The 26,972-nt window shown below is 65.2% G+C and carries 26 protein-coding genes and 1 other RNA gene; 15 read left to right on the top strand and 12 right to left on the bottom strand.

Annotated elements, in window-relative coordinates:
- Window positions 1–32: 32 nt before the first annotated feature.
- The 4 genes from dusB to RQH86_RS07335 all read right to left on the bottom strand — a co-directional run bounded on the left by dusB (window position 33) and on the right by RQH86_RS07335 (window position 4,218).
- Window positions 33–1,031 carry a tRNA dihydrouridine synthase DusB gene (gene dusB / locus RQH86_RS07350; protein ID WP_311239773.1) on the bottom strand — a complete coding sequence of 333 codons (999 nt, stop codon included), beginning with the start codon at window positions 1,029–1,031 and terminating at the stop codon, window positions 33–35.
- A 148-nt stretch (window positions 1,032–1,179) separates the two neighbouring features.
- Window positions 1,180–1,782 (bottom strand): DUF4893 domain-containing protein, encoded by a 603-nt coding sequence (locus RQH86_RS07345; RefSeq protein ID WP_311239772.1) that lies wholly within the window; start codon window positions 1,780–1,782, stop codon window positions 1,180–1,182.
- 104 nt (window positions 1,783–1,886) lie between these two features.
- Window positions 1,887–2,840: a ribokinase gene (locus tag RQH86_RS07340; RefSeq protein ID WP_115512485.1), complete on the bottom strand. Its 954-nt coding sequence runs from the start codon at window positions 2,838–2,840 to the stop codon at window positions 1,887–1,889.
- Between the two features lie 79 nt (window positions 2,841–2,919).
- Entirely contained in the window at window positions 2,920–4,218 is a 1,299-nt protein-coding gene (locus RQH86_RS07335; RefSeq protein ID WP_055851040.1) for a nucleoside transporter C-terminal domain-containing protein, read from the bottom strand.
- A gap of 169 nt (window positions 4,219–4,387) precedes the next feature.
- On the opposite strand from RQH86_RS07335, the gene RQH86_RS07330 reads away from it, so the two are divergent.
- The 5 genes from RQH86_RS07330 (at window position 4,388) to RQH86_RS07310 (ending at window position 9,809) form a co-directional block, all read left to right on the top strand.
- Window positions 4,388–5,356: an aldo/keto reductase gene (locus RQH86_RS07330; RefSeq protein WP_115527128.1), complete on the top strand. Its 969-nt coding sequence runs from the start codon at window positions 4,388–4,390 to the stop codon at window positions 5,354–5,356.
- Between the two features lie 100 nt (window positions 5,357–5,456).
- Complete coding sequence (locus tag RQH86_RS07325; protein WP_005991480.1) at window positions 5,457–5,696, top strand: hemin uptake protein HemP; 240 nt, start codon at window positions 5,457–5,459, stop codon at window positions 5,694–5,696.
- 272 nt (window positions 5,697–5,968) lie between these two features.
- Window positions 5,969–8,200 carry a TonB-dependent hemoglobin/transferrin/lactoferrin family receptor gene (locus RQH86_RS07320; RefSeq protein WP_311239771.1) on the top strand — a complete coding sequence of 744 codons (2,232 nt, stop codon included), beginning with the start codon at window positions 5,969–5,971 and terminating at the stop codon, window positions 8,198–8,200.
- Window positions 8,201–8,205: 5 nt separating this feature from the next.
- A complete protein-coding gene (locus tag RQH86_RS07315) occupies window positions 8,206–8,838 on the top strand; it encodes a Hemin transport protein (RefSeq protein ID WP_311239770.1) in 633 nt (210 codons plus the stop codon).
- Between the two features lie 29 nt (window positions 8,839–8,867).
- Window positions 8,868–9,809, top strand: coding sequence for a DUF6607 family protein (locus RQH86_RS07310; RefSeq protein ID WP_311239769.1), 942 nt, complete (start codon window positions 8,868–8,870; stop codon window positions 9,807–9,809).
- A gap of 553 nt (window positions 9,810–10,362) precedes the next feature.
- Here the strand turns inward: RQH86_RS07310 and RQH86_RS07305 are convergent.
- The 7 genes from RQH86_RS07305 to RQH86_RS07275 all read right to left on the bottom strand — a co-directional run bounded on the left by RQH86_RS07305 (window position 10,363) and on the right by RQH86_RS07275 (window position 17,946).
- Window positions 10,363–10,716, bottom strand: a complete 354-nt coding sequence (locus RQH86_RS07305; RefSeq protein WP_055851451.1) for a DMT family protein — start codon at window positions 10,714–10,716, stop codon at window positions 10,363–10,365.
- Between the two features lie 175 nt (window positions 10,717–10,891).
- Window positions 10,892–11,776 (bottom strand): ABC transporter permease, encoded by an 885-nt coding sequence (locus tag RQH86_RS07300; RefSeq protein ID WP_311239733.1) that lies wholly within the window; start codon window positions 11,774–11,776, stop codon window positions 10,892–10,894.
- Window positions 11,773–12,606 (bottom strand): ABC transporter ATP-binding protein, encoded by an 834-nt coding sequence (locus RQH86_RS07295; RefSeq protein ID WP_311239734.1) that lies wholly within the window; start codon window positions 12,604–12,606, stop codon window positions 11,773–11,775. The genes RQH86_RS07300 and RQH86_RS07295 overlap by 4 nt, the downstream gene beginning before the upstream one ends.
- 3 nt (window positions 12,607–12,609) lie before the next feature.
- Window positions 12,610–13,656: an ABC transporter substrate-binding protein gene (locus RQH86_RS07290; protein WP_311239735.1), complete on the bottom strand. Its 1,047-nt coding sequence runs from the start codon at window positions 13,654–13,656 to the stop codon at window positions 12,610–12,612.
- A 43-nt stretch (window positions 13,657–13,699) separates the two neighbouring features.
- Window positions 13,700–14,617, bottom strand: coding sequence for a TauD/TfdA family dioxygenase (locus RQH86_RS07285; protein ID WP_311239736.1), 918 nt, complete (start codon window positions 14,615–14,617; stop codon window positions 13,700–13,702).
- A 249-nt stretch (window positions 14,618–14,866) separates the two neighbouring features.
- On the bottom strand, window positions 14,867–17,350 hold the full coding sequence (locus RQH86_RS07280; RefSeq protein WP_311239737.1) for an FtsX-like permease family protein: 2,484 nt from the start codon (window positions 17,348–17,350) through the stop codon (window positions 14,867–14,869).
- Complete coding sequence (locus RQH86_RS07275; RefSeq protein WP_055851076.1) at window positions 17,347–17,946, bottom strand: ATP-binding cassette domain-containing protein; 600 nt, start codon at window positions 17,944–17,946, stop codon at window positions 17,347–17,349. Before RQH86_RS07275 ends, RQH86_RS07280 begins: the two co-directional genes overlap by 4 nt.
- 109 nt (window positions 17,947–18,055) lie before the next feature.
- Between RQH86_RS07275 and RQH86_RS07270 the strand changes: the two genes are divergently transcribed.
- The 3 genes from RQH86_RS07270 to RQH86_RS07260 all read left to right on the top strand — a co-directional run bounded on the left by RQH86_RS07270 (window position 18,056) and on the right by RQH86_RS07260 (window position 20,943).
- Window positions 18,056–18,724: an arylesterase gene (locus tag RQH86_RS07270; protein WP_311239767.1), complete on the top strand. Its 669-nt coding sequence runs from the start codon at window positions 18,056–18,058 to the stop codon at window positions 18,722–18,724.
- Between the two features lie 91 nt (window positions 18,725–18,815).
- The gene (locus RQH86_RS07265) at window positions 18,816–19,529 is read left to right on the top strand and encodes a response regulator transcription factor (RefSeq protein WP_002811889.1); all 714 of its coding nucleotides are present in this window, start codon (window positions 18,816–18,818) and stop codon (window positions 19,527–19,529) included.
- 142 nt (window positions 19,530–19,671) lie between these two features.
- Window positions 19,672–20,943: a HAMP domain-containing sensor histidine kinase gene (locus RQH86_RS07260; protein ID WP_311239738.1), complete on the top strand. Its 1,272-nt coding sequence runs from the start codon at window positions 19,672–19,674 to the stop codon at window positions 20,941–20,943.
- A gap of 81 nt (window positions 20,944–21,024) precedes the next feature.
- Here the strand turns inward: RQH86_RS07260 and RQH86_RS07255 are convergent, their stop codons facing one another.
- The gene (locus tag RQH86_RS07255; protein ID WP_311239739.1) at window positions 21,025–21,735 is read right to left on the bottom strand and encodes an SGNH/GDSL hydrolase family protein; all 711 of its coding nucleotides are present in this window, start codon (window positions 21,733–21,735) and stop codon (window positions 21,025–21,027) included.
- 183 nt (window positions 21,736–21,918) lie between these two features.
- Here RQH86_RS07255 and RQH86_RS07250 point away from each other — a divergent pair, with 183 nt between their 5' ends.
- The 7 genes from RQH86_RS07250 (at window position 21,919) to RQH86_RS07220 (ending at window position 26,951) form a co-directional block, all read left to right on the top strand.
- Window positions 21,919–22,299, top strand: a complete 381-nt coding sequence (locus tag RQH86_RS07250; RefSeq protein WP_311239740.1) for a diacylglycerol kinase — start codon at window positions 21,919–21,921, stop codon at window positions 22,297–22,299.
- A 439-nt stretch (window positions 22,300–22,738) separates the two neighbouring features.
- Window positions 22,739–23,374, top strand: coding sequence for a LemA family protein (locus tag RQH86_RS07245; RefSeq protein ID WP_311239741.1), 636 nt, complete (start codon window positions 22,739–22,741; stop codon window positions 23,372–23,374).
- A gap of 326 nt (window positions 23,375–23,700) precedes the next feature.
- Window positions 23,701–23,775, top strand: a non-coding RNA gene (locus RQH86_RS07240) — sX9 sRNA.
- A 52-nt stretch (window positions 23,776–23,827) separates the two neighbouring features.
- The gene (locus tag RQH86_RS07235; protein ID WP_311239742.1) at window positions 23,828–24,724 is read left to right on the top strand and encodes a TPM domain-containing protein; all 897 of its coding nucleotides are present in this window, start codon (window positions 23,828–23,830) and stop codon (window positions 24,722–24,724) included.
- On the top strand, window positions 24,724–25,215 hold the full coding sequence (locus RQH86_RS07230; RefSeq protein WP_311239743.1) for a TPM domain-containing protein: 492 nt from the start codon (window positions 24,724–24,726) through the stop codon (window positions 25,213–25,215). Before RQH86_RS07235 ends, RQH86_RS07230 begins: the two co-directional genes overlap by 1 nt.
- Before the next feature lie 54 nt (window positions 25,216–25,269).
- A complete protein-coding gene (gene lgt, locus RQH86_RS07225; RefSeq protein WP_055851103.1) occupies window positions 25,270–26,160 on the top strand; it encodes a prolipoprotein diacylglyceryl transferase in 891 nt (296 codons plus the stop codon).
- On the top strand, window positions 26,157–26,951 hold the full coding sequence (locus tag RQH86_RS07220; protein ID WP_311239744.1) for a thymidylate synthase: 795 nt from the start codon (window positions 26,157–26,159) through the stop codon (window positions 26,949–26,951). The genes lgt and RQH86_RS07220 overlap by 4 nt, the downstream gene beginning before the upstream one ends.
- The last annotated feature ends 21 nt before the right edge of the window (window positions 26,952–26,972 follow it).

Below are 26,972 nucleotides of genomic sequence, written 5' to 3'. Positions count from 1 at the left end.
GCAGGCGCGCATGCGAGCGCAGCCGGGATAGCTCAGGCGGCGTTCGGCAGCGGTGGCGCGACGCCGGCAATCAAGGCGTCGAAGTAATCGCGGGTCAGCGCCAGCTGCGCTTCGGGCGTTTCGGCGCGATTGACCACCGCGCGGAAGTCGGCGCTTTGCAGGTGATCCTTGGCGTACCAGCCCAGATGCTTGCGCGCGATGCGCACGCCCTGCGGTTGGCCGTAAAACGCGTGCAGCGCGTGTAGATGGTCGAGCAGGGTGTCGCGGACGAAGGACAACGTCGGCGCCGGCAACAGCGTGCCGGTGGCCAGGTAATGCGCCACCTCGCCGAAGATCCACGGCCGCCCCTGCGCGGCGCGGCCGATCATCACCGCATCCACGCCGGTCTCGCGCAGCACCAGCGCCGCCTTCTGCGGCGAATCGATATCGCCGTTGGCGATCACCGGGATCTCCAACGCGGCCTTGATCTGCGCAATCGTCGCGTACTCTGCGCTGCCGGTGTAATGCTGGTCGCGGGTGCGTCCGTGCACCGCCAGCGCAGCGATGCCGCACTCCTGTGCGATGCGTGCGATGGTCGGGCCGTTGCGATGGTCGCAATCCCAGCCAGTGCGGATCTTCAGCGTCACCGGCACATCCACTGCCTGCACCACTGCGCGCAGGATCCGCGCCACCAACGCCTCGTCGCGCATCAACGCCGAGCCGGCCCAGGCATTGCAGACCTTCTTGGCCGGGCAGCCCATGTTGATGTCGATCAGCTGCGCGCCATGGTCCACGTTGTAGCGCGCCGCGTCGGCCAGCTGCTGCGGCTCGGTACCGGCGATCTGCACGCTGATCGGGTCGGGCTCACCGGCATGGTCCATGCGGTGCAGCGACTTGCGCGTGCCCCAGAAGCGCGGATCGGAAATGGTCATCTCCGACACCGCCAGCCCGGCACCCAGCCGCTTGCACAGCAGCCGGAACGGCTTGTCGGTGACGCCCGCCATGGGCGCGAGGATCACCTTGGGGGCGATGGAGTAGGGGCCGATCTGCATGCGGGCATTGTCGCTGCGGTTGCCGCTGCTGCCAACTCGGGCGCCGCCGGAGGGGTGCATGCAGTAGCGAACGCGGACCTAGATTGCAGCAAGCCAGCGCACGCGTCAGCCGGATCGCGCGAAGGCGACCGGGCCGAACATTCCAGGATCAGCGGATCAGCTGATACAGCTCGAAGCCCTTGGCGCCACCGTCCAGGATCAGCAGTAGTTCGTCCGGTCCCAGTGCGACCAAGCGGCCGACGCTGTTGCCGTTGGTGCCGTCGGAGATGTTGCCGGGCGCGTAGCGGCCTTCCGGTTCGTCGTTGACCGTGCTGGCACCAAGGAATGCGAACTCGCGGCTGTCCTTGGCCAGTGGATACAGCGTGCCGCTGCGACGCTGCGAGCCGCTGACCTTGCTGAAACGATAGCCGCAGGCATCGCGGCTGATCTCGGCCTTGAAGTACGGGTAGGCATAGGCAAACCGCTGGTCGACCTGGATCGAGCGCACCTTCCAGCGGCCGTCCAGCTTGCCCGGCAGCTGCGGCGACTGCGCACGCTGCAGCAGCGTGCGCGCCAGCGCGGCGCCGTCTTCCTGCTCGGCATCGTCGTAGTGCGGTGCGATCGCCTGTTGCAGGCTGTCTGCAGACACGGTCACCGCCGCGCGGTCGGCATCGCTGGCAGTACCGTTCCAGTCGCAGCGCTGCGCAGCGGCCGACAGCGGGACAAGCAGGGCGCACAGCGCAGCGAACGGGATCAGGGAACAACGACGCATCGAACACTCCTTGTCGTAATGCAGGCCCGTCGCGGCGACGGGCGGTCAGTTATGGCGTGGCGGGGTGAGTGAACGCGAACCGATGCCGCTACAGGCGCAGGCAGTTAGCCGGCGTCCGGCAGCAGTCGCGGCATCGACGCGGCCGCACCTTCCACTTCGGTGGAGCGCGCTGCGTAGCGGGTGGCAAAACGCACGTGGGTGATGAAGCTGGCGCCCGGCGACTGCGCCAGCGAGGCCACCAGCGCGCCGTTGAAGGCGTCGCCGGCACCGGTGGTGTCCACCGTCTGCGCGCTTTCTGCGCCCACGCGGTAATGCGCGGCGGTGTCGCCGCGCAGCTGTTCTTCGGCGTGCGAAATGAAGGCGCCCACTGCGCCCAACGTCACTACCACGGTGCCACCCGGCAGCAACTTGCGGCACAGCGAATGCAGCGTGTTGCCGTCCAGCGCCGCGACATCGTCGGCGTTGATGCGCTCGCCGACGTGGCGGCCGAGCAGCGCAGCGAATTCGGTTTCGTTGGGGGTCAATACGTCGGACAGTTTGAGCAGGCCGATCGAGGTCGGGGCGTTGGCCGGCGCGGCATTGAGCACGGTCAGCACGCCGCATTCGCGCGCCAGTGCCAGCGCCGACTCGATCGTCTCGGCCGGCGATTCCAGCTGCGCCAGCAGCACGCGTGCCGAGGCGACCAGCGCGCGCTGGTTCTCGACGAACCCCGGGCTCAGCACCGAGTTGGCGCCGGCGCCGATCACAATCGTGTTGCGCCCGTGGCCGTCGACATAGATGCCGCCGGTGCCGGTGGGTTCATTGCTCGGTTCGGCGATCAGCGTAAAGCCGTCGTGCGCCGCCAGCGAGCGCGCCAGCGCGCCGCCGGCATCGTCGCCCAGCGCGCACAAAAAGTGCGTCTTGGCGCCGGCACGTGCGGCCGCGACCGCCTGGTTGAACCCTTTGCCACCCGGGCCGGTGCTGTAGCGGCCGGCGATGGTGGCACCCGGCGCAGGCAGCACATCGCAGCGCCACACGTGATCGACATTGAAAGACCCGACAACGACGACCGAACTCATAAATACCTGCTTGCTTGAATGACTTGAAGAAACGTGGCGTCCGGCGATTAGACCGTGACGCCGATGAACCCGCGCCGCCTCAACCGAAGTGCGAGAGCACGCCGGCAATGGTAGCGGTCATGAAGGTGGCGATCGAACCGCCGAGCACCGCACGCAGGCCGAATTTGGCCAGATCGTGACGACGTTCCGGCGCCAGCCCGCCAATGCCGCCGATCTGGATCGCGATCGAGCTGAAGTTGGCAAAGCCGCACAGGGCATACGTGGCAATCAAGCGGCCTTCGTCGCTCAGGCCTACGCCCGGCACTTCGCCCTTCACGATCCGCGACAGCTCGCTGTAGGCGACGAACTCGTTGATCACCACTTTCTGGCCGATCAGCGACCCGACCGTGGTGGCATCCACCCACGGCGTGCCGATCACCCAGGCGATCGGTGCCAGCACGTAACCGAAGATCGTGGACAGGTTGGTCGGCCGCCCCAGCGCTGCAGCGGCGCCAGTCACCTCGCCCAGCCAGGTCAGCGGTGCGTTGATCAAGGCGATCAGCGCGATGAAGGCCAGCAGCATCGCGCCGATGTTCAGCGCCAGGCGCAAGCCATCGCCGGCGCCGGCCGCAGCCGCATCGATGATGTTGCTGGTGGTTTTTTCCACTTCCATCTTGACCGTGCCGCGGGTCAGCGGCGTGCCGGTTTCCGGCACCAGCAGCTTGGCGACCACCAGCGTGGCCGGCGCGGCCATGATGCTGGCGGCCAGCAGATGCTTGGCGTAGAACGCCTGCTGCGCAGGATCGCTGCCGCCGAGCATGCCCACGTATGCGGCCAGCACGCCGCCGGCGATATGCGCCATGCCGCCGATCATCATCGTCAGCAATTCGGACTGGGTCATCTTGGGGATGTAGGGGCGCACCGTCAGCGGCGCCTCGGTCTGGCCGATGAAGACGCTGGCGCAGACGCTGGTGGTTTCTGCGCCAGACACGCGCATCACCTTGGTGATCGCCCAGGCCATCGCACGCACCACCACCTGCATCACGCCCAGGTGGTACAGCACGCCCATCAGCGCGGAGAAGAAGATGATGGTGGGCAGCACCTGAAACGCGAAGATAAAGCCGTAGCTTTCGATGTTCATCAGGCTGCCGAAAATGAAGGTGGAGCCTTCATTGACGAAGCTCAGCACCTTCACAAAGCCCTTGCCCAGCGAGTCGAACACGTCGCGCCCGCCCGGTACCAGCAGCACCAGCGAGGCGAACGAGATCTGCAGCAACAGGCCGGTGCCGACCAGCTTCCAGTCAATCGCGCGGCGGTTGGTCGAAAACAGCCAGGTGATGCCGATGAGCACCGCCAGACCGAACAGGCCGAAACCGATCCTTCCTAAACCTTCGACCATTCCATTCCCCAGGCTGCCAACGGCAAAACGATGAAGCCTAGAGCAGGGGGTGTCGGCGGGCAAGGCGAGCGGCATTCAGAAGGCCGGCACAGGGTTGCGCGGGCGCCCGGCCCGGTAAACTGCGCAAGCCGGTCCGGGGCAGGCGCCCCGGAGGTCGCAGGAGTTCGCCATGCTTTACCGTCGTCTGGGTTCCACCGGGCTGCAGCTATCGGCCGTGTCGTTCGGGGCCTGGGTGACCTTCGGCAAGCAGATCGGGCGCGGCGAGGCGCGCAACCTGATCGCCGCCGCCTGGGACAACGGCATCAATTTTTTCGACAACGCCGAGGTCTACGCACGTGGCCGCGCCGAAGAGGTGATGGGCGATGTGATCGCCGATCTGCGCTTGCCGCGCGATGGCTACTGCGTGTCGAGCAAGGTGTTCTTCGGTGCGGTGGACAGCCCGCGCCCGACCCAGCGCGGGCTCTCGCGCAAGCACGTCACCGACGCCTGCCATGCGGCGCTCAAGCGCTTGCGCGTGGAGTATCTGGATCTGTATTTCTGCCACCGGCCCGACCCGGACACGCCGATCCAGGAAACCGTGCGTGCGATGGACGCGCTGATCCGTCAGGGCAAGGTGCTGTACTGGGGCACCTCCGAGTGGAGCGCCGAGCAGTTGCGTGCGGCCATCGCGATCGCCGAGCAGGAACACCTGCATGCCCCGGCGATGGAGCAGCCGCAGTACAACCTGCTGCACCGGCAGCGGCTGGAGCGCGAGTACGCGCCACTGTGCGAGGCCGGGCTGGGGACCACCATCTGGTCGCCGCTGGCGTCGGGCCTGTTGACCGGCAAATACAACGGCGGCGTGGAGGCCGACAGCCGCCTGGGCCAGCCGGAGAATGCCTGGCTGCAGGACGAAGTGCTGGGCACACCGGAGTCGCGCCGTCTCGAGCGGGCCCGCGCGTTTTGCGCAGTGGCTGCCGAGCTCGGGCAGTCTCCGGCGCGGCTGGCCATCGCCTGGTGCCTGCGCAACCCGCATGTGTCCACGGTGATCCTGGGCGCGAGCCGGGTCTCTCAACTGGAAGAAAACCTGGGGGCGCTGGAGACCTTGGTGCAGGTGGATGCCGCGGGCTGGGAGCGGGTGGACGCGGCGACGCGTTGAGCGATGCGCCGCAAACGATTGGTTAGGTCAATCGAAAGGTGTAAAGCGATGCAAAGATCGAGAGCCTCAAATGAGAATGGCTCTTGATCATTAAATGAGAATGGTTATTATTTGTCTGGCCAACCGACTGGAGAACCAGATCATGACCGCTCATCCCGTGCTGCTCCGCTCCGAACCGGTCAACCTGCGCGACCGCGCCGTGCCGCGTGTTGTGCCTGCCGAAGACCTCATCAGCAGCGAGGCGCTGCTCAAGGGCCGTCGCGAAGTGCTGATCCAGCATGGCGACCGCGTCTATCGCCTGCGCCATACCAGTAACGACAAGCTCATTCTGACCAAGTAAGTCCTGCCGAGCCGACGCGGGCGACCCGATGCGGGTCGTCCGGCCACGGCCCTGAGGCAGACGCGTCGCGCAACCGTTCCAGGCGCGCCACGCAGTGATTGCGTGTTCGCAGCCGACGTTGCGCTGCGCAGTGCGGCCGTGCCGACCGGCATCCGCACAACACCACCGATGTGGGCACGCCGCCGCTGCCCACCACTGACCTCTCCACCCCGGTTGCCGCATGCGGCATGCCGCAGCGTGCGCTGCCGGGGGGCTCCCACAAAGGTTCCTAGATGATTCGCCTGCATCCGCTGGTGGTCGCGCTGTCGCTTGCGCTGCCTGCTGTTCCGTTGTGTGCACATGCTGCCGAATCAGACGCCGGCGGCGATGCTGCGCGTGAGGTGCACGACTTCGATCGCCTGCAGGTCACCGCCACGCGCACCCAGCGCGCACTGATCGATGTGCCGGCCACGGTGGATGTGATCGACCGCGAACAACTGGATAACCAGCTGGTGCGCGAACTCAAGGACCTGTTCCGCTACACGCCCGGGGTGTCGGTGACCAGCAACAGCGGTCGCTTTGCCGGCGCCAGCGGTATTCGCATTCGCGGGCTGGATGGCAACCGCGTTGCGATCCTGGTGGACAACGTACCGGTGTCGGACACCTTTGCCTTCGGCAGCTACCTCAATGCCAACCGCAATTTTGTCGACCTCGAAACGCTCAAGTGGGTAGAGGTTGTCCGTGGGCCGGCCAGCTCGCTGTACGGCTCCGATGCGCTGGGTGGCGTGGTGGCCTTTGTCACCAAGGACCCGTCGGATTATCTGAGCGCCGACAAGCGCAGCTATGTCGGGCTGAAGTTCGGTTACGAAGGCGACTGGAATGGTTTGTTTGCCGGTGCGACCGCCGCATTCGGTGGCGAGCGCTGGAGCGGCATGGTGGCCGTAGCGCATCGCCAGGGGCAAGAAGCGCAAAACCAGGGCGATAACCGCAGCCGCGACTTCACGCGCACCGCCGCCAATCCGCAGACCATCGACGGGCGCAGCGTGCTGGCCAAACTGGTGTACGCACCGAACGCGCAGCAGCGGTTCAAGCTCACTGTCGAAGGTAACGAGGACTATGGCAGCATCGAAGCGTTGAGCGGCATCGACCCGCGTGTGACCACGCCATCGCTGCGCATCCTGTCGCAGGACGGTCGCGATCACCAGACGCGCGCGCGGGTGTCGCTGCGGCATGAGCTGGACGCGCTGGATGCAGCGCTCGCCGACGATCTGCAATGGCAGTTCTATCGCCAGGACAGCGACAGCCTGCAACGCACCGACGAATTGCGTGGCAACAACACGCGCCGCCACAACGAACACACTTTCGATCAGCGCGTGTACGGGTTGCTGGTCAACGCGCACAAGCGCATCGAAACCGCGGCGTCGATCCACGACATCACCTACGGCCTGGACGGCACCTGGACCGATACGCGCGCCAAGCGCGATGGGTATTCGGTGAATCTGGCCAATGGCGCGATCACCAACCGCGTTGGCCAGGACGTGTTTCCGGTGCGCGATTTCCCCAAGAGCGAAACCACCAAGCTCGGTCTGTATGCGCAGGACGAAATCGATCTGCTGGATGGCAGGTTGTCGCTGACCCCGGGCGTGCGCGTGGATTATTTCCGTCTGGCGCCGCAGCTGGATGACATCTTTCGCGAAGACAATCCCGGCGTGGCGGTGGCAACCATCGACCAGACGCAGGTGTCGCCGAAATTCGGCGCGGTGTGGCGGTTCTCGCAAGCCTGGTCGGCGTATGCCAACTATGCGCACGGCTTTCGCGCGCCGCCCTACAACGATGTCAATATCGGCTTTACCAATCTGCAGGCGCGCTACACCGCCATCGCCAACCCGGAGTTGAAATCGGAGACCAGTCGCGGCGGCGAGCTGGGGCTGCGCTTCAACGATGCCGTCGGCTATCTGGGGGTGAGCGTGTACTACACCGACTACCGCAACTTCATCGAATCGTATGCACCGGCTGGCGTCAACGCGGAGGGTTTACTGCTGTTCCAGTCGCGCAATGTGGACGACGTGGTGATCAAGGGTGCCGAAGCGCGCGGCGGGCTGGATCTGGGCGCGCTGGCCGGCTGGCAGGGTTGGTCGTTGAACAGCGCGGTGGCCTATTCGGAAGGCGACAACCTCACCGACGACACGCCACTCAATTCGGTCGACCCGTTGCGCGGTACGCTCGGCGTCGCCTTCGACAGCGATGCTTTGGGTGCGGAATTGATCGGCACCTTTGTCGCACGCAAGCGCCGGCCGCAGCTGGACAGCTATTACACGCCGGCCGGCTATGCCACGCTGGACTTGATGGGCCATTGGGAATTCGCACCAGGCGCCAAGGTCACTGCAGGCATTTTTAATTTGGCCGACCGCCGCTACGTGGACTGGAATGTGCTGCCCAACGGCACGCTGGCCAGCAACACGGTGCTGGATCGGTTCACCGGCGCCGGCCGCACGGCGTCGGTCAGTCTGGCCGTGAGTTGGTAGCCGCCATGCCCATCGCCCGCTCACTCCCGTTGTCCTCGGCTGCACGTGCCGACCGCGCCGCATTGCCGCGCGCACCGCAGTTATCGGCGCTGGGCACGGTGCTGTGTTTGTATCGTCCCGCGCTGGGCAATGAACTCGATGGCTGGCAGCACGCGGTCGATGCCGCCGCCTCGCGCCTGGTGGACAGCGATGGCGTGCGCGAAAGCATCTGGTTCTTCGGCGCCGACGGCCAATGCTGCTGGCGGCTGTATCTATTGCCGGATAGCGATTTTTTGAGTTGGGATCGCCTGGTCTCGCGCTTGCCGCCACTACCGACGGAGACGCACGGCCTGGGCGTCGGCGAACGCTTATGGCGTCGTCTGGCTGGACGCATGCGCGGTGAGAGCTGGCGGTTAAGCGCACTGCGCCTGCAGTCCATCGCCAACCGCCAGCAGTCGCTGGCCGCCAATCTTGCGACCGTGTCTGCGCTGGGTGCGGACGTCGCCGCGCGCCTGGCCCGCGAAGAAGGCATCGACGGACGTGTGGCAGTGGACGATTGCTGCTGCGCACGCGCTGCCGCCTCGCGCGCTGCGCAGGCCACCTCACGCGGTACCGACCCCGCCGACATGACCACGTCGCTGCTGCGCTTGCGCCGCTGACGTTCCCACGACCACGACCGAGAATTCCGATGAGCCGATTGTTTCCGTATTTCCCTGCAGTGATGCTGAGCCTGTTACCGGTGGTCGCCACTGCGGCCGCAGAGCCCGAACGCGAACGCGATCGCGATCGCCAGAGCGTCCTGGCGATGCAGGGCGAATACGCGGTGGATTTCGCCTTCGACGAAACCGTGTTGCTCAAGCCCGGTTACGAGCGCGCATCGGCGATGCGCAGCGCTGCCAACGAAGTGGTGATCGTGGTGGAAGACACGCCACGCAAGATCGTGTTGCAACATTTGCTGGTGGATGAAAAAACCAAGCATGTGACCAAGCACTGGCGGCAGGATTGGGTCTACCAAGCGCCGCAGCGTTTTGAATTCAGCTCCGACCAGACCTGGCGGGTGCGCGCAGTGCCGGCAACGACGACTGCAGGTGCATGGACGCAATGCGTGTTCGAGGTGAGCGATGCGCCGCGTTATTGCGGCACCGGACGCTGGGACTACGCCGATGGTCACCCGACCTGGACCAGCGATCTGAGCTGGCGCCCGTTACCGCGCCGCGAATACACCAAGCGCAGCGACTACAACGCGCTGTCGGTGATCAATCGCCACACGCTCACGCCTAACGGCTGGACGCACGAACAGTTCAACACCAAGGTGCTGCGCAAGCTGGATGGAAGTCAGCAGGCCATCGCACGTGAGTTCGGCTTCAACGATTACCGCAAGACCAGCGACGTCGACTTCGCTCCGGCCTACGCCTACTGGAAGGGCACGCAAGGCTACTGGGCCAAGGTGCGCACGCGCTGGGCCGCATTCCTGGACACGCCACCGGGCCTGCATCTGAAAACCAAACCCGATGGCATGGCGATGATAATGCCGATGTTCGAACAAGCCGACACCGTGCAGAAGGGCAAGCCGGTCAAGGACGCGCAACTCGACGCGGTCTTCGCGCAGTGGGTGGAACCTGCGAACTAACCACCGGCTATCGTAGGAGCGCACCCGGGCGCGACGTGGTCTTCCTGGTAATGCCCGTCGCGCCCAGGTGCGCTCCTACGGGCAAGGCAGACGTTATTCCTTGAACATCAAAAACGCCGCCACCAGGATCAGGTCGAACGCGGTCTAGTGATTCCACTTCAACGACGTAAGGTCGAGAAGCCGGCAAATACCAGCAACCTGATCACCTCGTGTCGAGCCGATGAATGACGCACGAGAACGTCGTAGGAGCGCACCCGGGCGCGACGCGGCCTTCCTGGTAATGCCCGTCGCGCCCAGGTGCGCTCCTACGGGCAAGACCGCCGTTATTCCTTGAACATCAAAAATGCCGCTACCAGGATCAGGCCGAATGCGGCCCAGTGAGTGCACTTCAGCGACGTAAGGTCGAGAAGCCGGCAAATACCAGCAACCTGATCACCTCGTGTCGAATCGATGAATGACGCACAAGAACGTCGTAGGAGCGCACCCGGGCGCGACGCGGCTTTCCTGGTAATGCCCGTCGCGCCCAGGTGCGCTCCTACGGGCAAGGCAGACGTTATTCCTTGAACATCAAAAACGCCGCCACCAGGATCAGGCCGAACGCGGCCCAGTGATTCCACTTCAGCGACTGGCCCAGGTAGAAGGTCGAGAAGCCGGCGAATACCAGCAACGTGATCACTTCCTGCATGCCCTTGAGCTGCGGCGCCGAATACACCGCGCTGCCCATGCGGTTACCCGGTACCTGCAGGCAGTATTCGAAAAATGCGATACCCCAGCTGACCAGGATCGCGATCATCAGCGGCGTGCTTTTGTACTTCAGATGCCCGTACCAGGCGAAGGTCATGAACACGTTGCTGGCGAGCAGCAGCAGGATTGGGTACAGGTACGCAGTGAAGGCGGTCGTGGGCATGACGGCGGACGGCAGGAAAGGGGCCGGCAGCATAAGCCAGCGCCGTTAAGCGCACGCGACCGTTTCGATGCGCCGGGCGCAGGCTAAGGCGGTCGGAAGCCTGTGCGAAACGCTGGTCTGCAGCAGGGCCATGCAAAACGACTCGTCTTACGTCGCGGCCCCCACGCTCACCCTGCTAGCGCTGCATACCCCAGCGTCGCACGGTGAGCCGTTCGATGGCCTGGAACACCACGCCTTCCACCAGCAGACCCAGTACGATCACCATGGCCAGGCCGGCGAACACCTTGTCGGTGTACAGCTCGTTGCGGTTCTGGAAGATGTACCAACCCAGGCCGCCCTGGCCGGAGGTGGCGCCGAACACCAGCTCCGCTGCGATCAGGGTGCGCCAGGCGAACGCCCAACCGATCTTCAGGCCGGACAGGATCGCCGGCAGCGCGGCCGGGATCAGCAACTGCGCCACATAGCGTGGACCACGCAAGCCGTAGTTGCGGCCGGCCATGCGCAGGGTCTCAGGCACCGCCTGGAAGCCGGCGTAGGTGGTCAGCGCCAGCGGCCACAGCACCGAATGCACCAGCACGAACACCAGGCTACCGGTGCCCAGCCCGAACCACAGCAAGGCCAGCGGCAACAGCGCGATGGCCGGCAGCGGGTTGAACATCGCCGTCAGCGTGCCCAGCACATCGCGGCCCCAGCGTGTGGAGGCGGCCAGGGCGGTCAGCACGAAAGCCAGCACCACGCCGAGCACATAGCCCTGCGCCAGCACCTTTAGCGAGGCACCCACCCGGCGCAGCAATTCGCCCGACAGCAGCCCCTCATAAAACGCGCGTGCGGTCTGCCATGCGCTGGGCAGCATCAGATCGTCGCCGACCACGCGCGCGGCGATTTCCCACACCGCCACCAGCACCGCCAGCACCAGCGCCTTGCGCAGCCATGGCGGCGCCTGCCAGCGCGCGGGCGCGGCCGTGGCGATCAGTGCGGGGTCCAACGGCTGGACAGCCAGCTCGTACTCGGCGCGCACCGGCGGGAGCGGTGGCAGCCTGGCGGCAGGGCTGCGGCTCATGGCAGCGCCTCGCGTTGACGCATGGCCGGGCGACGCAAAGGCGCCACCTTGTCGTTGTCGAGCGTGGCGTCGGGCAGGTCGAACAGCAAGCGGTGAATGCGCTGCGCGGTCTGTTGAAACGCCACGCTGCCGGCGCTATGCGGGCCAAATGCGTGCGCGTTGAGTTCGGCGCGTACCTGGCCGGGGTGCGGCGACAGCAGCAACACACGGTTACCGACCACCAGCGCTTCTTCGATGGAGTGGGTGACAAACAACAGCGTGAAGCGCAATTGCTCCCACAGCTCCAGCACCTGCTCCTGCATGCGCGAGCGCGTCAGCGCGTCCAGCGCGGCGAACGGCTCGTCCATCAATAGCACGCGCGGGCGCATCGCCAGTGCGCGTGCAATGGCAACGCGTTGCTTCATGCCACCGGACAAGGTATGCGGGTAGGCCTCGGCAAACGCGCTCAACCCGACCTGCGCCAGACTTTCGTCGGCACGCTCGCGCGCTTCGGCGCGGCTGAGCTTGCGTGCTGCGCGCAGGCCGAAGATCACGTTCTCGCGCACGGTCTTCCACGGTGCCAGTTGATCGAACTCCTGGAACACCACCACTCGATCCGGCCCCGGTCCGGTCAGTGCGCGCCCGTCCAGACGGATCTGCCCTTCGCGCGGACTGACGAAGCCGGCCACCGCCTTGAGCAAGGTGGACTTGCCGCATCCCGACGGCCCCAGCAGCACAAAACGATCGGCTTCATGCACATCAAAGCGCACCCGATGCGTCGCGCGCACCACGCGCTGCGCGGATGCGTATTCCAGGCTGACATGATCGACTTGCAGCAACGGTGTGCTCATCGCTCAGCTCCCGCCTGCAATCAGCGGATCATCGAAGAAATAGTCGCCCACCTTGGCAGGCGCCTGCTTGATCGCACCGCTGTGCTGCATGAACTTGCCCAGCTTCAGCGTGTTCTGCGGCGCCACGGTGAACTGCACCTTGGGGTCCTTGAGAATCTGCAAGACCAATGCACGGTCGATGCTCGAACCGTTACGACGCAGGAAGATATCTGCCGCCTGTTCCGGATGCGCGGTGACGAATGTCGCCGCCTGATCCAGTGCGGCGACAAAGGCGCGATAGGTCTTGGGATTATCGCTGCGGAATTTTTCGGTGGCGTACAACACCGTGGCCGACGAAGGGCCGCCTTCGATGTCATAGGAACTGGTCACGATATGCGCGGCCGGGTTGCGCGCCAGTTCCTGTTCCTGAAACGGCGGGCTGGCGAAATGCGCGGTGATTTCGGTGCGGCCACGGATGATCGCTGCGGCGGCATCCGGGTGCGGCAATGCCACCTGCAGTGGGTCCAGCTGATGGGTGCCCTTGTCGCCCCAGCGTTGTTGAGAGGCATGCTGCAGAAACCGCGATTGCACCGACACGCCAGTGGCGGGCACCGCAATACGATCCTGCGGCGTGAAGTCGCCGATGCTCTTGATGCGCGGGTTATTGCTGATCAGGTAGTACGGAAAATTGCCCAGCGAGGCCACTCCACGCACATTCTGCCGACCACGCGTGCGGTCCCAGATGGTAAACAACGGCCCGACGCCTGCGCCTGCGATATCGATCGAACCGGTGAGCAAGGCATCGTTGACCGCCGCGCCGCCGGACAACTGCAGAAACTGCACATCGATGTCCACGCCAGCGGCCTTGCCTTGCTGCTCGATCAGCTTCTGGTCCTGTGCCACATCCAGCAGCAAGTAAACGATGCCGAACTGCTTGGCGATGCGCAGTTTTCCTTCTGCCTGCGCGGTGGCGCTCAGCAGCAACGGCAGTGCTGCCAGCAGCAACGCCGCGACGCGCCTTGAGACTGTGCGGCGCTGCGAAGGTGCGTGAGAAGTGACGGTCAAACGCATGCGGCGCTCCAGTCGAAAGGGGGAGGAGGGGACAGGCGCACGCTCAGAACGGCGCGTCGCCTTCGATGGTGGTGCGGTTGAGCCGGCGGCGCAGGTGATCGGGCGTGCCGGCGGCCAAATGCATCACCGAGCGGTTGTCCCAGAACACCATGTCGTGCGCCTGCCATCGATGCCGGTAGACCAATGCATCGCGGGTACTGTGTTCGAACAAGGTCTGCAGCAACGCAGCACTTTCGTCGTCGGGCAAGCCGACGACACGGGTGGTGAAGTGTTCGCTGACGAACAGCGCTTTTTGCCCGGTTTCCGGGTGCGTGCGCACGATGGGGTGCTGCACCGGCTTTACTTCGGCAATCTGTTCGGGCGTCAGCGCCGGGCGCCACGGATTGCGCGCGCGCAGCGCTTCGTACTTGGCGAGATAACTATGTTCGGCACGCAGGTCCTGCACGCGGCGCTTGAGCGGCTCGGGCAGCGTTTGCCAGGCCAGATGCTGATTGGCGAACAGTGTGTCGCCGCCGTCGCTGGGCAGTTCCTGCGCATGCAGCAGCGAGCCCAGGCTGGGCGTTTCCTTGTAGGACAGATCCGAGTGCCAGTAATGCCCGGCATCGCCCAGCCCGATCGGCTCACCGTTCTCCTTGATGTTGGACACCACCAGCACTTCCGGATGCCCGCGCAGCTGAAAGTTGCGCAGCACATGGATCTGCAACGGCCCGAAACGGCGGCTGAAATCCACCTGCTGCGCAGGCGTGATGCGTTGATCGCGGAACACCAGCACGTGATGGTCCAGATGTGCCTGATGGATGCGCGCAAAGGTGGCGGCATCCAGCGGCTGCGACAGATCCAGCCCGATGACTTCCGCACCCAGCGGCGCGTCGAATGGCACGATTCGCACGCCGGACGTCTGCACGGCGGCGGCATCGTTGCGCGGCGATTGCACGCGCGCTGCAGAACTCACGCTGGCCATGACGGTGGCACCTCGACGACAGCTAAAGGCCGCCCGAACGGCGACCGGACTGGTCACTCTAGGCAGTCGTGCCGCCGCTGCGAACGTACGATTGGCAAGGTGCTTATGCGCTGCAGGTATATGCGTTGCGACACAGGCGATGCCGATCGCTGCCGAAGACACAGCGCTGCATGACAGTGGGTCATACAGCGCATTTCGCGTCGCAGCACGCGGCCATTGGCCAACACTCGGCCGCGTCTAGCGCCGGCCTTACTCCGTGCGCAGCGCCAACGCAGGTGGCGTGGACAGAATGCGGCGGGTGCCCGACCAGCCCGCCAACAGGCTCAACGCCAGCCCGAATGCGCCGCCCAGCAGCAACCGCGGCCAATCCGGCGCAAGTGCGATGTCGAAGGCCTGCTGCCCGACCACCGCACCGATGACGGCGGCAGCCGTCACTGCCAGGCCCGCGGCCAGCAGCCCCAATGCGCCGAATTCCACCAACACCGCGCCACGGAGCTGCCCGCGCCGCGCACCCAAGGTACGCAGCACCGCGCTGTCGTAGCGGCGCTCGCCTGCCGTGGCCTGCAACGCGGCCAGCAGCACCAGCACACCGGCCAGCAGGCTGAAGCCCATCACCAGTTGCACGGCCTGCGCCACCTGGTCGATCACCTCGCGCACGCGGCCGAGAATCGCGTCGATATCCAACACCGAAATATTGGGGTAGTCGCGGCTCAGCGACGCCAGCTTGGGTGCATTGCCGGGTGGCAGATGAAAGGCGGAAATCAGGTTGTACGGCGCATCGCCCACCGCGCCCTGGTTGAGCAGCAGGAAGAAGTTGACCCGGAACGAATCCCAATCGGCCTTGCGGATGCTGGTGACGGTGAAGCTGCGCTGTTGTTCGCCCAGCAACAAGGTGATGCGGTCGCCGAGCTTGAGCTGATAGCGCTGTGCCCAGCCTTCTTCCACCGACGCCTCGGCCTGCGTGCTGTCGGCGCTCCAGAATTTGCCTTGCAACAAGGTGTTGGCCGGCGGAAATGCATGCCGCCAGGAAAAATTGACCGGGCGGTTGTCGCCATCGCCATCGTCTTGCGGGTCGCGGTCGCCGCGCACCGGGGGCTTGTCGTTGATCGCGATCAGCCGCCCGGTGGAAAACGGCTCCACCGCCGCGTTGTCCACGCCCAGACCGCGCAAGGTCTGCAGTACCGGCTCGGTCTGCTCGGGCTGGATGTTCATCAGGAAGTAGTTGGGTGTATCCGCAGGCAAGCGGTCGCGCCATTGGCCAAGCAGGCCCGGGCCGACCACCGCCAGCAGCAACAGCGCGCACAGCGACAGCGACAGGCCGACCAACTGCACCACGCTCAACCCGCGTCGGCGCGTCAGCGAGGCCAGGCCCAGCTTCCAGGCCCCGCGCAGGCGGTGCTGGATCGGTCGCAACAACGTCAGCAATCCCAGCCCCAGCAGCATCGCCACCACCGCCAGCGCCGCCAGGCCGCCCAACACCCAGCCGGCCAGCACCAGGTTGCCGGTGGCATAGACGGTGAGCGCCAGTGTGGCGGCCAACGCGGCCGCATACACCAGCAACGAACTCGGCGGCACCGCGGCAAAGCTGCGGTTGAGCACGCGCATCGGCGGCACGTTACGCAGCCGCAGTAGCGGCGGCAGGCCGAAGCCCAGCAGCAGCACAAGGCCGATGCCTGCACCTGCCAGCGCAGGGGTGGCCTGCGGCAGCGGCAGCCGGTTCGGGATCAGGCTGCCCAGCGCCTGCACCAGGCCTTCCTGCGCCAGCATGCCCAAGCCAATGCCGACCAGGCAGGCCGGGATGGCGGTCAACAGCAATTGCAGCGACAGCATCGCCAGGATGTCGCGCTGTTTTGCGCCAAGGCAGCGCAGCACCGCCACGGTGTCGATGCGCCGCATCGCAAAGCGGTTGGCTGCCAGTGCGGTGGCCACGCCGGACAGCAACACCGCCAGCAATGCCGACAGGGCCAGGAAACGCCCGGCGCGATCGAACGCGGCGCGCATGCCGCGCTGGGTGTCTTCGATGCCGACCAGGCGGTACTCGCTGGCGCGGGGCTTGAGCCACGCGCGCAGGTCGGCGATCGCGTTCGGCGCACCGGCAAACATCAGCCGGTACGAGGCGCGACTGCCCGGCCCCAGCAGACCGGCGCCCTCGATGTCGGTGCGGTTGACCAGCAGCGGCGGTGACAGCTGCATCAATTCGCCGGAGGCATCCGGCTCGGCGCGCAGCACGCCGGTAATGGTCAGATGGCCGGCGCCGAACTCCAGCTGTTCGCCTACGCGCAGGCCCAGGGCTTCCAGCAGGCGCGGGTCGGCATAGGCCTGGCCCGGCGGCGGTGCAGTGGCGGGGGTGCCTTCCGGGTCGCTACTGCCTTTGGAGACCAGCAACTGACCGCGCAGCGGATAGCCGGGACCCACGCCGCGGATATTTGCCATCTGGCTGGCCTCGCCATGAAACAACACGCTCGGGAAGCTGACCATGCGCGTGCTTTGCAGCCCACGTCGCTGCGCCTCGTCGGTGAAGTTGGCAGGGATCTCCTGGCGTCCGGTGACACCCAGATCGCCGCCCAGCACTTCGGCCGCGCTGGAGGTCAGCGCCAGGGTCACCCGGTCCACCAGGGTCCCGACCGCAGTCATCACCGCCACGCCCAGTACCAACGCGGCGAACACGGTCAGCAGGTCGCCTGCCAGGAATTCCCGCCGTACCGCACGTGCAGCCTGCCGCAGTACGTTCATGCGGTCGGGCCGGTCTGTGCGTGCAAACGGCCGCTGTCGATGCGGTAGATGTGATGGCAGCGCTGCGCCAGGGTCATGTCGTGGGTCACCAGCACCAGGGTGGTGTCGCTGGTGGCGTTGAGCGCGAACAACAGGTCGCTGATCTGCGCGCCGGTGGTTTGGTCCAGGCTACCGGTGGGCTCGTCGGCAAACAGAATGCGCGGCTTGGCCACGAACGCGCGCGCCAGCGCCACGCGCTGCTGCTCGCCGCCGGACAGCTGGCGCGGGTAATGCCGCGCACGTGCGCTCAGGCCGACCGCCTCCAGCACTTCACGCACTCGCGCCGGATCTTCGCGCCCGGCCAGTTCCAGTGGCAGCGCGATGTTTTCCTCGGCGGTGAGCGCCGGCAATAGATGAAAGCTCTGGAACACGAAGCCGACCTCGCGGGCGCGCAAGGCTGCGCGCGCTTCTTCGTCGAGCTGGCCCAGGTCCTGCCCGGACAGCGCAATGCTGCCGCGGGTGGGCAGGTCCAGCCCGGCGAGCAGGCCGAGCAGGGTGGTCTTGCCCGAACCGGACGCCCCAACGATGGCGATGCTGTCGCCTTCACTGACGGTCAAGCTGACGTTGTCGAGGATGTGGAGTGTTCCCTCCGGTCCACTGACGGATTTGCCGACCTCGCGGACGTCGATGGCGGTGCGGGTGCTGGAGCGGGGGGCCAGACTGTCGATGAGGAATCTCCGAATGCGTGAAAGAACACTGCGATATGGCGCGCTGGCCCTGTGGCTGCTGACACTGTCCCTGCTTGCGCCGGGAATTGCCTCTGCCAAAAGTCCGGCTGCGACCGCACCGATCCTGGTGGTCGGCGACAGCCTCAGCGCTGCGCACAACATCCCGGTGCAGTCCGGCTGGGTCACCTTGCTCGACCAACGCCTGAAACGTGACATGGCGACGCCACCGCCGGTCGTCAATGCCAGCATCAGCGGCGAGACCACATCGGGCGCGCTGACCCGGTTGCCTGGCCTGCTGCAAAAGCACCACCCCGGCGTCGTGGTGATCGAATTGGGTGGCAACGATGCCCTGCGCGGGCTGACCCCGGCCCAGCTCAAGGGCAACCTGGAAAAGATGATCCAGCTCAGCCAGCAGGCCGGCGCCAAGGTGCTGTTGCTGGGCATCGATGTGCCGCCGAACTACGGACCGGCCTACCGCGAGCGCCTGAAAGCCACTTACGCCGACCTGTCTAAACAGTACAACACCGCGTTGGTGCCGTTCTTCCTGGAGAAGGTCGCATTACAGCCCGGCTTGATGCAGGCCGACGGCCTGCATCCGACCGCGGCGGCGCAGCCCAAGGTGCTGGAAACGGTGTGGCCCGCGCTGCGCCCGCTGCTGGCGCGCTGAACTAGGCGCTTCATGTAACGTTATTTGGTCTTCACATACTTTCCACCGCCGATCCGGCATGTTTCACAAAGCTGAAGACCGAGGAAAGTCCATGCGTCAGACCAAGGAAACGTCCGGCCTCGTGCTGGTCGTCGAAGACAACCGCAATATCTCCGAAATGATCGGCGAGTACCTGGAAGGCCGTGGCTTCGAGGTCGACTATGCACAGGACGGACTGGACGGTTACCGTCTGGCCGCCGAGAACAGCTACGACGTAGTCGTGCTGGACCTCATGCTGCCACGCCTGGACGGGATCGAAGTGTGCCGCCGTCTGCGTAACGACGCACGCAAGTCCACTCCGGTGCTGATGCTGACCGCCCGCGACACGCTGGACGACAAGCTCACCGGCCTGGGTTTTGGCGCAGACGATTACCTGACAAAGCCGTTCGCGATTCAGGAACTGGAAGCGCGCCTGCGTGCCCTGATCCGCCGCGAGCGTCGTCAGGTGGGCTCGGAAGTGCTCAAGGTCGCCGACCTGGTGCTCGACCCGGTCAGCATGCGCGCCACCCGTGCCGGCACCGAGCTGCAGCTCTCGCCGATCGGCCTGCGTCTGCTCACCATCCTGATGCGCGAATCGCCGCGCGTGGTGACACGCCAGGAAATTGAGCGCGAGATCTGGGGCAATGGGCTGCCGGATTCGGACACCCTGCGCAGCCATCTGTACAACCTGCGCAAGATCATCGACAAGCCGTTCGACCGCCCGCTGCTGCATACCGTGCAGAGCGCCGGCTATCGCATTGCCGACATCGCCCAACCGATGGCCTGATGTCGCCGGCCGGCTGCCGACTGGCTGCCGGCCGATCCTGTAGGCGCACACGCGCCGCTCGTTCTCCCGTGCTGCCGTTTGGCTGCACGACGGACTCACGGAAGCGTTGCTTATAATCCGGCGCTCTCCCCTGGATGCAGCAATGCCACACGGGCTCCCGCGAAAAATACGTCTCGCCTTCCTGCTGCAGGTCGCGCTGGCGAGCTTGGCGATTGTGCTGGGCGGGTATCTGATTTCCTTCGTGATCAAGTACAGCCTGGTGCGCACCGTACTCGCCGATGAGGCAGTGCACTTCTGGCGCATGCAGCGCAGCGCGCCGGATCATCCGCCGCCGGATACGCGCAATATTCAAGGGTATTTCTCGCCGGCCGGTACGGGCCGCGACACCGCGCCGCGCGTGCTGCAGCGGTTGTCTCCCGGCTTTAGCGAAGTCGCCGCAGCCGATGCGCTGGTGTATGTCGATCAACGCCCCGAAGGCCGGTTGTATCTGGTGTTTCCGCGCGCGCGCGCGGCCCACCTGACGCTGTGGTTTGGCGTGGTGCCGGCGATCGTGGTGCTGTTGGGAATCTACGGGGTGTCCTGGTTTACTTACCGGGTTTCCAAGCGCCTGGTGTCGCCGATCAGCTGGCTGGCGCGGCGCGTTTCGCAGTGGGACCCACGCAACCCCGATGTGGACGAACTGGCACCCGAGCGGCTGCCTGCGGAACTGCAGGGCGAAACGCGGCAATTGGCTGCGGCCTTGCACACGCTCGGGCAAAAGGTCAGCGACCACGTCGCGCGCGAGCGCAACTTCACCCGCGATGCCAGTCATGAATTACGCACGCCGCTGACCGTGATTCGTGTGGCCAGCGACATGGCGCTGGCCGACGAGGAGCTGTCGCAACGTACCCAGCGCAGCCTGCGCCGCATCCAGCGCGCCGGCCGCGACATGGAAGCGGTGATCGACGCGTTCCTGATCCTGGCGCGCGAAGCAGAGATCGATCCGCAAAGCGAGACCTTCGATGCGGCCGAACTGGCGGGCGAAGAAGTCGAAAGCGCCCGCGAGTTACTCGGCGACAAGCCGGTATCGCTGCGGATGATCGGCGACGGTAGCCTGCAGATGTTCGCGCCGCCACGGGTGATGCGGGTGGTGCTCAGCAATCTGCTGCGCAACGCCTGCGCCTACACCGACACCGGCAGCATCGAAGTGGAAGTCAGCCAGGACCGCATCGTGGTGCGCGATACCGGCATCGGCATGAGCGAAGAGGCGCGTGCGCGTGCGTTCGAGCCGTTCTTTCGTGCCGACCCTACGCGCCCGCAGGGCACCGGTCTGGGCTTGTCGATCGTACGGCGTCTTTGCGATCGCTTCGGTTGGCGGATCGAGCTGCACAGCGAGGCAGGTCTAGGGACCTCGGTGGCGGTAGTGGTGGCGTAGGTCGGGTGGTGCTTGCCAGGCGCGTTGTCGCCGTTCGATAGCTTCGGCATGAGCTGTTCCACCAGATCGCTTCGCTGATCCTTATTTTTGCTCCAACACCGGCGCCACGGCCTTGCGCCAGAGCGCATAGCCGTCTGCAGTCATGTGCAGCATGTCCTCGCGAAACAGCGCAGGGCGCGGCTTGCCATTGGCATCGAGCATAGGCGTGTAGACATCCACAAAATCCACGCGCGGCAGCGGCGCAAGTGCGTCCTTGATCAAGCGATTGGCGGCGATGACCGACGGCAGCAACTGCGCACGCGAGGGACTGGGTTTGATCGACAGATAACTGATGCGCGTATCGGGCAGGTCGCGCCGAATGCGCGCGACGAATGCCACCACGTCATCGCGAACCTGCTCGGGCGTGCGGCCGCTGTTGAGATCGTTATCGCCGGCATACAGCAGCACCTGGCGTGGCGCATACGGAATCACGATGCGGTCGGCGTACCAGGTGCTGTCACGCACCTCCGAGCCGCCGAAGCCGCGATTGATCACCGGTTTGCCGGGGAAATCCTGTGCCAGCGTGTCCCAGAAGCGGATCGACGAACTACCGACAAACACGATGCCATGCTTGGGCGGCGGCTGGCGCGCATCGTTGGCGGCAAAGCGCTGCATATCGTCTTCCCAAGCCGCATTGGACACCTGCGCGGGCACCGCAGGCGCGGCGTGTGGGGCCTGATGGGCCTGCGCGATGGCCTGGCTGGACAGCAGTGCGAGGGTGCACAGCAGTGTGCGCAAGACGCGTCGAGTCATACGGAAACCTGCAGCGAGAGAGCGGGCTGCCCATGGTGCAGCAGTCTGCAAGCTGAGGGCAAACCGGGCCGTGGCTGGCGATGCGCAGCGTCACGGTGCAAGATTCGCACTTTCCCCAGCAGCGATCATGCCATGCGTTCTTCTTGTCCCCTGACGTGCCCTCGCGGCCGGAAGCACTGACGCATGGCCGATCAATTGGGACACGTGCCGCGCGGACCGCGCCGCATGCTCAAGGCTGCGATCTGGTCGTGGCAGGGCTTACGTGCAGCTTGGCTGCATGAATCCTCATTCCGGCTGGAAGTCTGCCTGGCCGTGGTGATGGCGCCGTTGGGCAGCTGGCTCGGTCAGTCGCCGCTGGAACGCATCGCGCTGATCGCGCCGTTGTTGATCGTGTTGGCGGCCGAGCTGTTGAATTCGGCCATCGAAGCGGTGATCGAACGCTATGGCCCCGAGCACCACGTGCTCGCCGGCCGCGCCAAGGACATGGGATCGGCAGCGGTGTTTCTGCTGCTGATCAATGTGCTGCTGTGCTGGGGGTTGATTCTGCTGCCGCGGGTGTTTTGAAACGCGTGCGATCTTGACGGTCATCTGGTCGCACGCCACATCCTGATTAATCACGCAGACGCGCAGACGCACCACCGCCTGGCGATCCTGCGTCGGCAGCCGCGCGCTGCTGTGCTCGGCAGGGATGGGCACGTCTTGCTCGACCGTGCGCGCGCCTCGCGTCACGACATTCGCACCTAGCGCTTGGGGCACTCAGGGTGGAGCGGGACGTGAGCTCGCGCGGCACGCATGGCCTGTCAATGCGCGGTGCGATGCGTCGATGGGCTCGCCTCAGGGTGCGAGCGCCGTCGCCACGGACCGCAGATCGACGTGGTTGCTCATCAGGGACTGCCGGTCGTTTCGGGGCGCACTACCCCTCGCACGCCTGGCAGGCGCATGTGCATGCGGGTTTGACTTGGCGCGTGGCATGCTGCGGCTCTCTTTCAACGGAATCGCCTGCATGTCTGTCCTGATGCGCGCTGTGGTGTTGCTGATCCTGACCGCCTCGCTGTCGGGGTGCGGGTACAACGCGATCCAGCAAAAAGAAGAAGGCGTCAAAGCCGGTTGGTCGGAAGTCCTGAACCAGTACCAGCGCCGTGCCGACCTGATTCCCAACCTGGTACGCACCGTGCAGGGCTATGCGCAGCAGGAGCGTCAGGTGCTGACCGAAGTCACCAATGCGCGCGCACGCGTCGGGCAGATCCAGGTCAATGCCGACGATGAAGCCTCGCTCAAGAGTTTTCAGCAGGCGCAGGGCGAACTGGGCAGTGCGCTGTCGCGGTTGCTGGTGGTCAGCGAAAACTACCCACAGCTCAAGTCCGACCAGTCGTTCCGCGATCTACAGGTGCAGCTGGAAGGCACCGAAAATCGCATCACCGTGGCACGCGGCCGTTATATCCAGACCGTGCAGGACTACAACACCTATATCCGCTCGTTTCCGCAGGTGATCACCGCCAAGATCTTCGGCTACCAGCCCAAGCCGAATTTCAGCGTGGAGAACGAAGCGCAGATTTCGCGCGCGCCGCAGGTGGACTTCGGCAATCAGCAAGCGCCGCAGCAACAACCGCCACAGCCGCAGCCGCAGCCGGCACAGTAGATACATGCACCGCGCAGTCTCAACTACTGCGCGGTGTGCTGCACGGCATGTCGAGGCAATCGCTACGTTTGCGATGGCAAGCAACCTATCGCCTGCGTGATCAACCAACGTTCAAATGCGCGGCATCAAGCCCCTCTCTCCTCGGAAGAGGGGTGGGGTGAGGGTACGGGACCAAGCCGTCGTGTAACGACACTGCACGTAGCTTCGCTCGTTCCTGCATTTTCCCCCTTCGGGGCACCTTCTCCGCAGGGAGAAGGGAAGCCAAGAGCGGCCAACACAACGACTGTGCTCACCGCCAGGCGGGCGCGGCCGGTGCTTGGTGCGGCATGGTCCACTCGTACACTTCGGTCTGAGCACGCCGTCCACACCCACCTGACGACTGCTCGCTACGTTTATTAGCAAAGCTTAAGTGTCAGTGCTGATTCACTGTCAGTACTTATCAAGGAGTTGGTAATGCGGAAAACGCACATGTGGGTGTTTTGGATGATGGCGCTACTGCTGCTGCCCGCCTCGGTGCTGGCGCAGGATCTTGCAGCCATCCCTCCACTGCGCTCTCCGGTGGTCGATGTCACCGGCACCCTGGATGCGGCGCAGATCCAGCAGCTTGAGCAGCAGGCGCTGGCGTTGCAGCAGCGCAAGGGCGCGCAGCTGCAGATCCTGATCGTGCCGACCACACAGCCGGAGGCGATCGAGCAGTACACCCAGCGCGTGTTCGATCAATGGAAGATCGGGCGCAAGGGCGTCGACGACGGTGTGCTGCTGCTGGTGGCCAAGGACGATCGCCGCGTGCGCATCCAGCCCGGTTATGGCCTGGAAGGCGCCATTCCCGACATCGTGGCCAACCGGATCATCCAGGAGTACCTGGCGCCGAGGTTCCGCGAGGGCGACTACGGCGGCGGTATCCGCGATGCGACCGCGACGCTGGCGGGCCTGATCGAAGGAGAAGCTCTCCCGGAACCGGTCAGCGGGCACGCCGAGGGTGGCGTCGGCAATGGGGCAGGCGGGAGTGGCTGGATCATGGCGCTGTTTATCGGTTTTGTGGTCGCGATGGTGGCGCGCGGCATCCTCGGCGCCCTGCCGCGTCCGCTGCGCGCCGTGCTGACCGGCGTTGCGTCCGGGGGCGCCGCCTTGCTGTTTACCTCGTTGCTGTTCGCCAGCGCCGGTGCAGCCGTCATCGGTCTGTTGGCGGGCCTGGTCTCCGGCTCACCGGGGCGCTTTGTCGGCGGCGGTGGCTGGGGCGGTGGTGGATTCGGAGGATTCGGGGGCGGTGGCCGTGGTGGTTTTGGCGGCGGCGGCTGGGGCGGCGGCGGTGGATCATCGGGAGGCGGTGGCGCCTCGGGGAGCTGGTAATGCGGTGGCTCAAGCATCTTTTTGCGCCGTCGGCGCAACGCAGGTTTCCTACCAGTTGCATGGATGCGATCACGGCGGCGGTGGCCGCCAGCGAGCGCAGCCATACCGGCCAGATCATGGTGGCGGTCGAAGCGGACCTGCCGCTAGGGGCGCTGTGGAGCGCACACACCGCTCGCCAGCGCGCCGATCAGGCGTTCGCGCAGCTGCGCACCTGGGACACCGAAGCCAATAACGGAGTGCTGATCTATCTGTTGCTGGCCGACCACGCCATCGAAGTGGTTGCCGACCGCGGCTTGCGCAGCCAGGTGCCGGAGGCGCAGTGGACGGAAGTGTGCCGGCGCATGCAGCAGTTCCTGCGCGAGCGCCAGTACGAGGTGGCCGTCCTGGCGGGGATCGAAGCGGTGACCGAGCTGCTGGTCGAGCATTTCCCGCGTGGCGCGGAAATGCAGCATGAAGACGAGCTGCCCGATCGGCCCCAGCTCTTAGGCTGAAGGCGTGCGAGGTGTCAGAATAGACGCCTCGCTTTTTTGTGATACGCGGTCCGCATGATCTATCTGCACGCCATCGACCCCATCGCCTTCTCGCTTGGCCCGGTGCAGGTGCACTGGTACGGCTTGATGTATCTGGCCGCCTTCTTCTCGGCCTGGGCGCTGGGCCGCTCGCGCATCTTGCGCGGCCGTCTGCCCGGCGTGGACATGGACGGTTTTTCCGACCTGTTGTTCTACGGCATGCTCGGCGTGGTGCTGGGCGGGCGCATCGGCTACATGCTGTTTTATGCGTTCGAGACCTTCCTGGCCAATCCGCTGATTTTGTTCAAGGTGTGGGAAGGCGGCATGAGCTTCCACGGTGGGCTGCTGGGCGTGTTGATCGCCTGCTGGCTGTGGGCTCGCAAGCATCGCCTGCACTTCTTCGACGTGATGGATTTTGTCGCGCCGTTGGTGCCGTTGGGCCTTGGTTTCGGGAGGCTCGGCAATTTTGTCGGCGGCGAGTTGTGGGGCAAGTTCACGCAGGCCGGCTGGGGCGTGATCTTCCCGCATGCGCCGGAACTGGCCGATATCGCACCAGCGCAGATTCACGCGCAGTACGCCGCCGGCGCATTGGATCGGTTCGCGCGTCACCCGTCGCAGCTGTATGAAGCCGCGTTGGAAGGCGTGGTGATGTTTGTCGTGTTGTGGGCGTTCTCGATGAAGCCGCGCGCGCGCTATGCGGTGTCGGGGCTGTTTGCGCTGCTGTATGGCGTGTTCCGCTTCATCGTGGAATTCGTGCGTGTGCCGGATGCGCCGATCGGCTATCTGGCCTTCAACTGGCTGACGATGGGCCAGATTCTGAGCTTGCCGTTGATCGCGGTGGGCCTGGTTTTGCTGGCGATGTCGCGCCGCGCGCCGGTGTTGCAGCCGGTGGTGCCGACCGCCGTAACGGTGGAGGCGGCGAAGTGAAGCCGTATCTGGATCTGCTGCAGCACGTGCTGGAACACGGTGCCGAAAAGTCCGACCGCACCGGTACCGGCACGCGCAGCGTGTTCGGCTGGCAGATGCGCTTCGATCTCACTGCCGGCTTTCCGCTGGTCACCACCAAGAAGCTGCATCTGCGCTCGATCATCCACGAGCTGCTGTGGTTTCTGCAGGGCGATACCAACATCGGGTATCTGAAAGACAACCAGGTGCGTATCTGGGACGAATGGGCCGACGACAATGGCGACCTTGGCCCGGTGTACGGCAAGCAGTGGCGGCGTTGGACCGGCCCGGACGGCGTCGAGATCGACCAGATGCAGTGGCTGGTCGATGAGATCAAACGCAACCCGGATTCGCGCCGGCTGGTGATCAGCGCCTGGAACGTCGGCGAGCTGCCACAGATGGCATTGATGCCATGCCACAGCCTGTTCCAGTTCTACGTGGTCGACGGCAAACTGAGTTGCCAGCTCTACCAGCGCAGCGGCGACCTCTTTCTGGGGGTGCCGTTCAATATCGCCAGTTACGCGCTGCTGACCCATCTGGTGGCGCAGGCCACCGGCCTGGGCGTGGGCGATTTCGTGCACACGTTGGGCGATGCGCATCTGTATTCGAATCACTTCGAACAGGCGCGCGAGCAGCTGACGCGCACCCCGCGCGCATTGCCGACCTTGCGCCTGAATCCCGAAGTGACAGACCTGTTCGCGTTCCGCTTCGAGGACATCGCGATCGAAGGCTATGACCCGCATCCGGCGATCAAGGCGCCGGTGGCGGTCTAGGAGTCACGTCATCAAGGAGGA

This window comes from Xanthomonas sp. WCS2018Noco2-27 (assembly GCF_031843525.1).
Classification (GTDB): Bacteria; Pseudomonadota; Gammaproteobacteria; order Xanthomonadales; family Xanthomonadaceae; genus Xanthomonas.
This window is presented reverse-complemented; position numbering and strand designations above follow the sequence as displayed.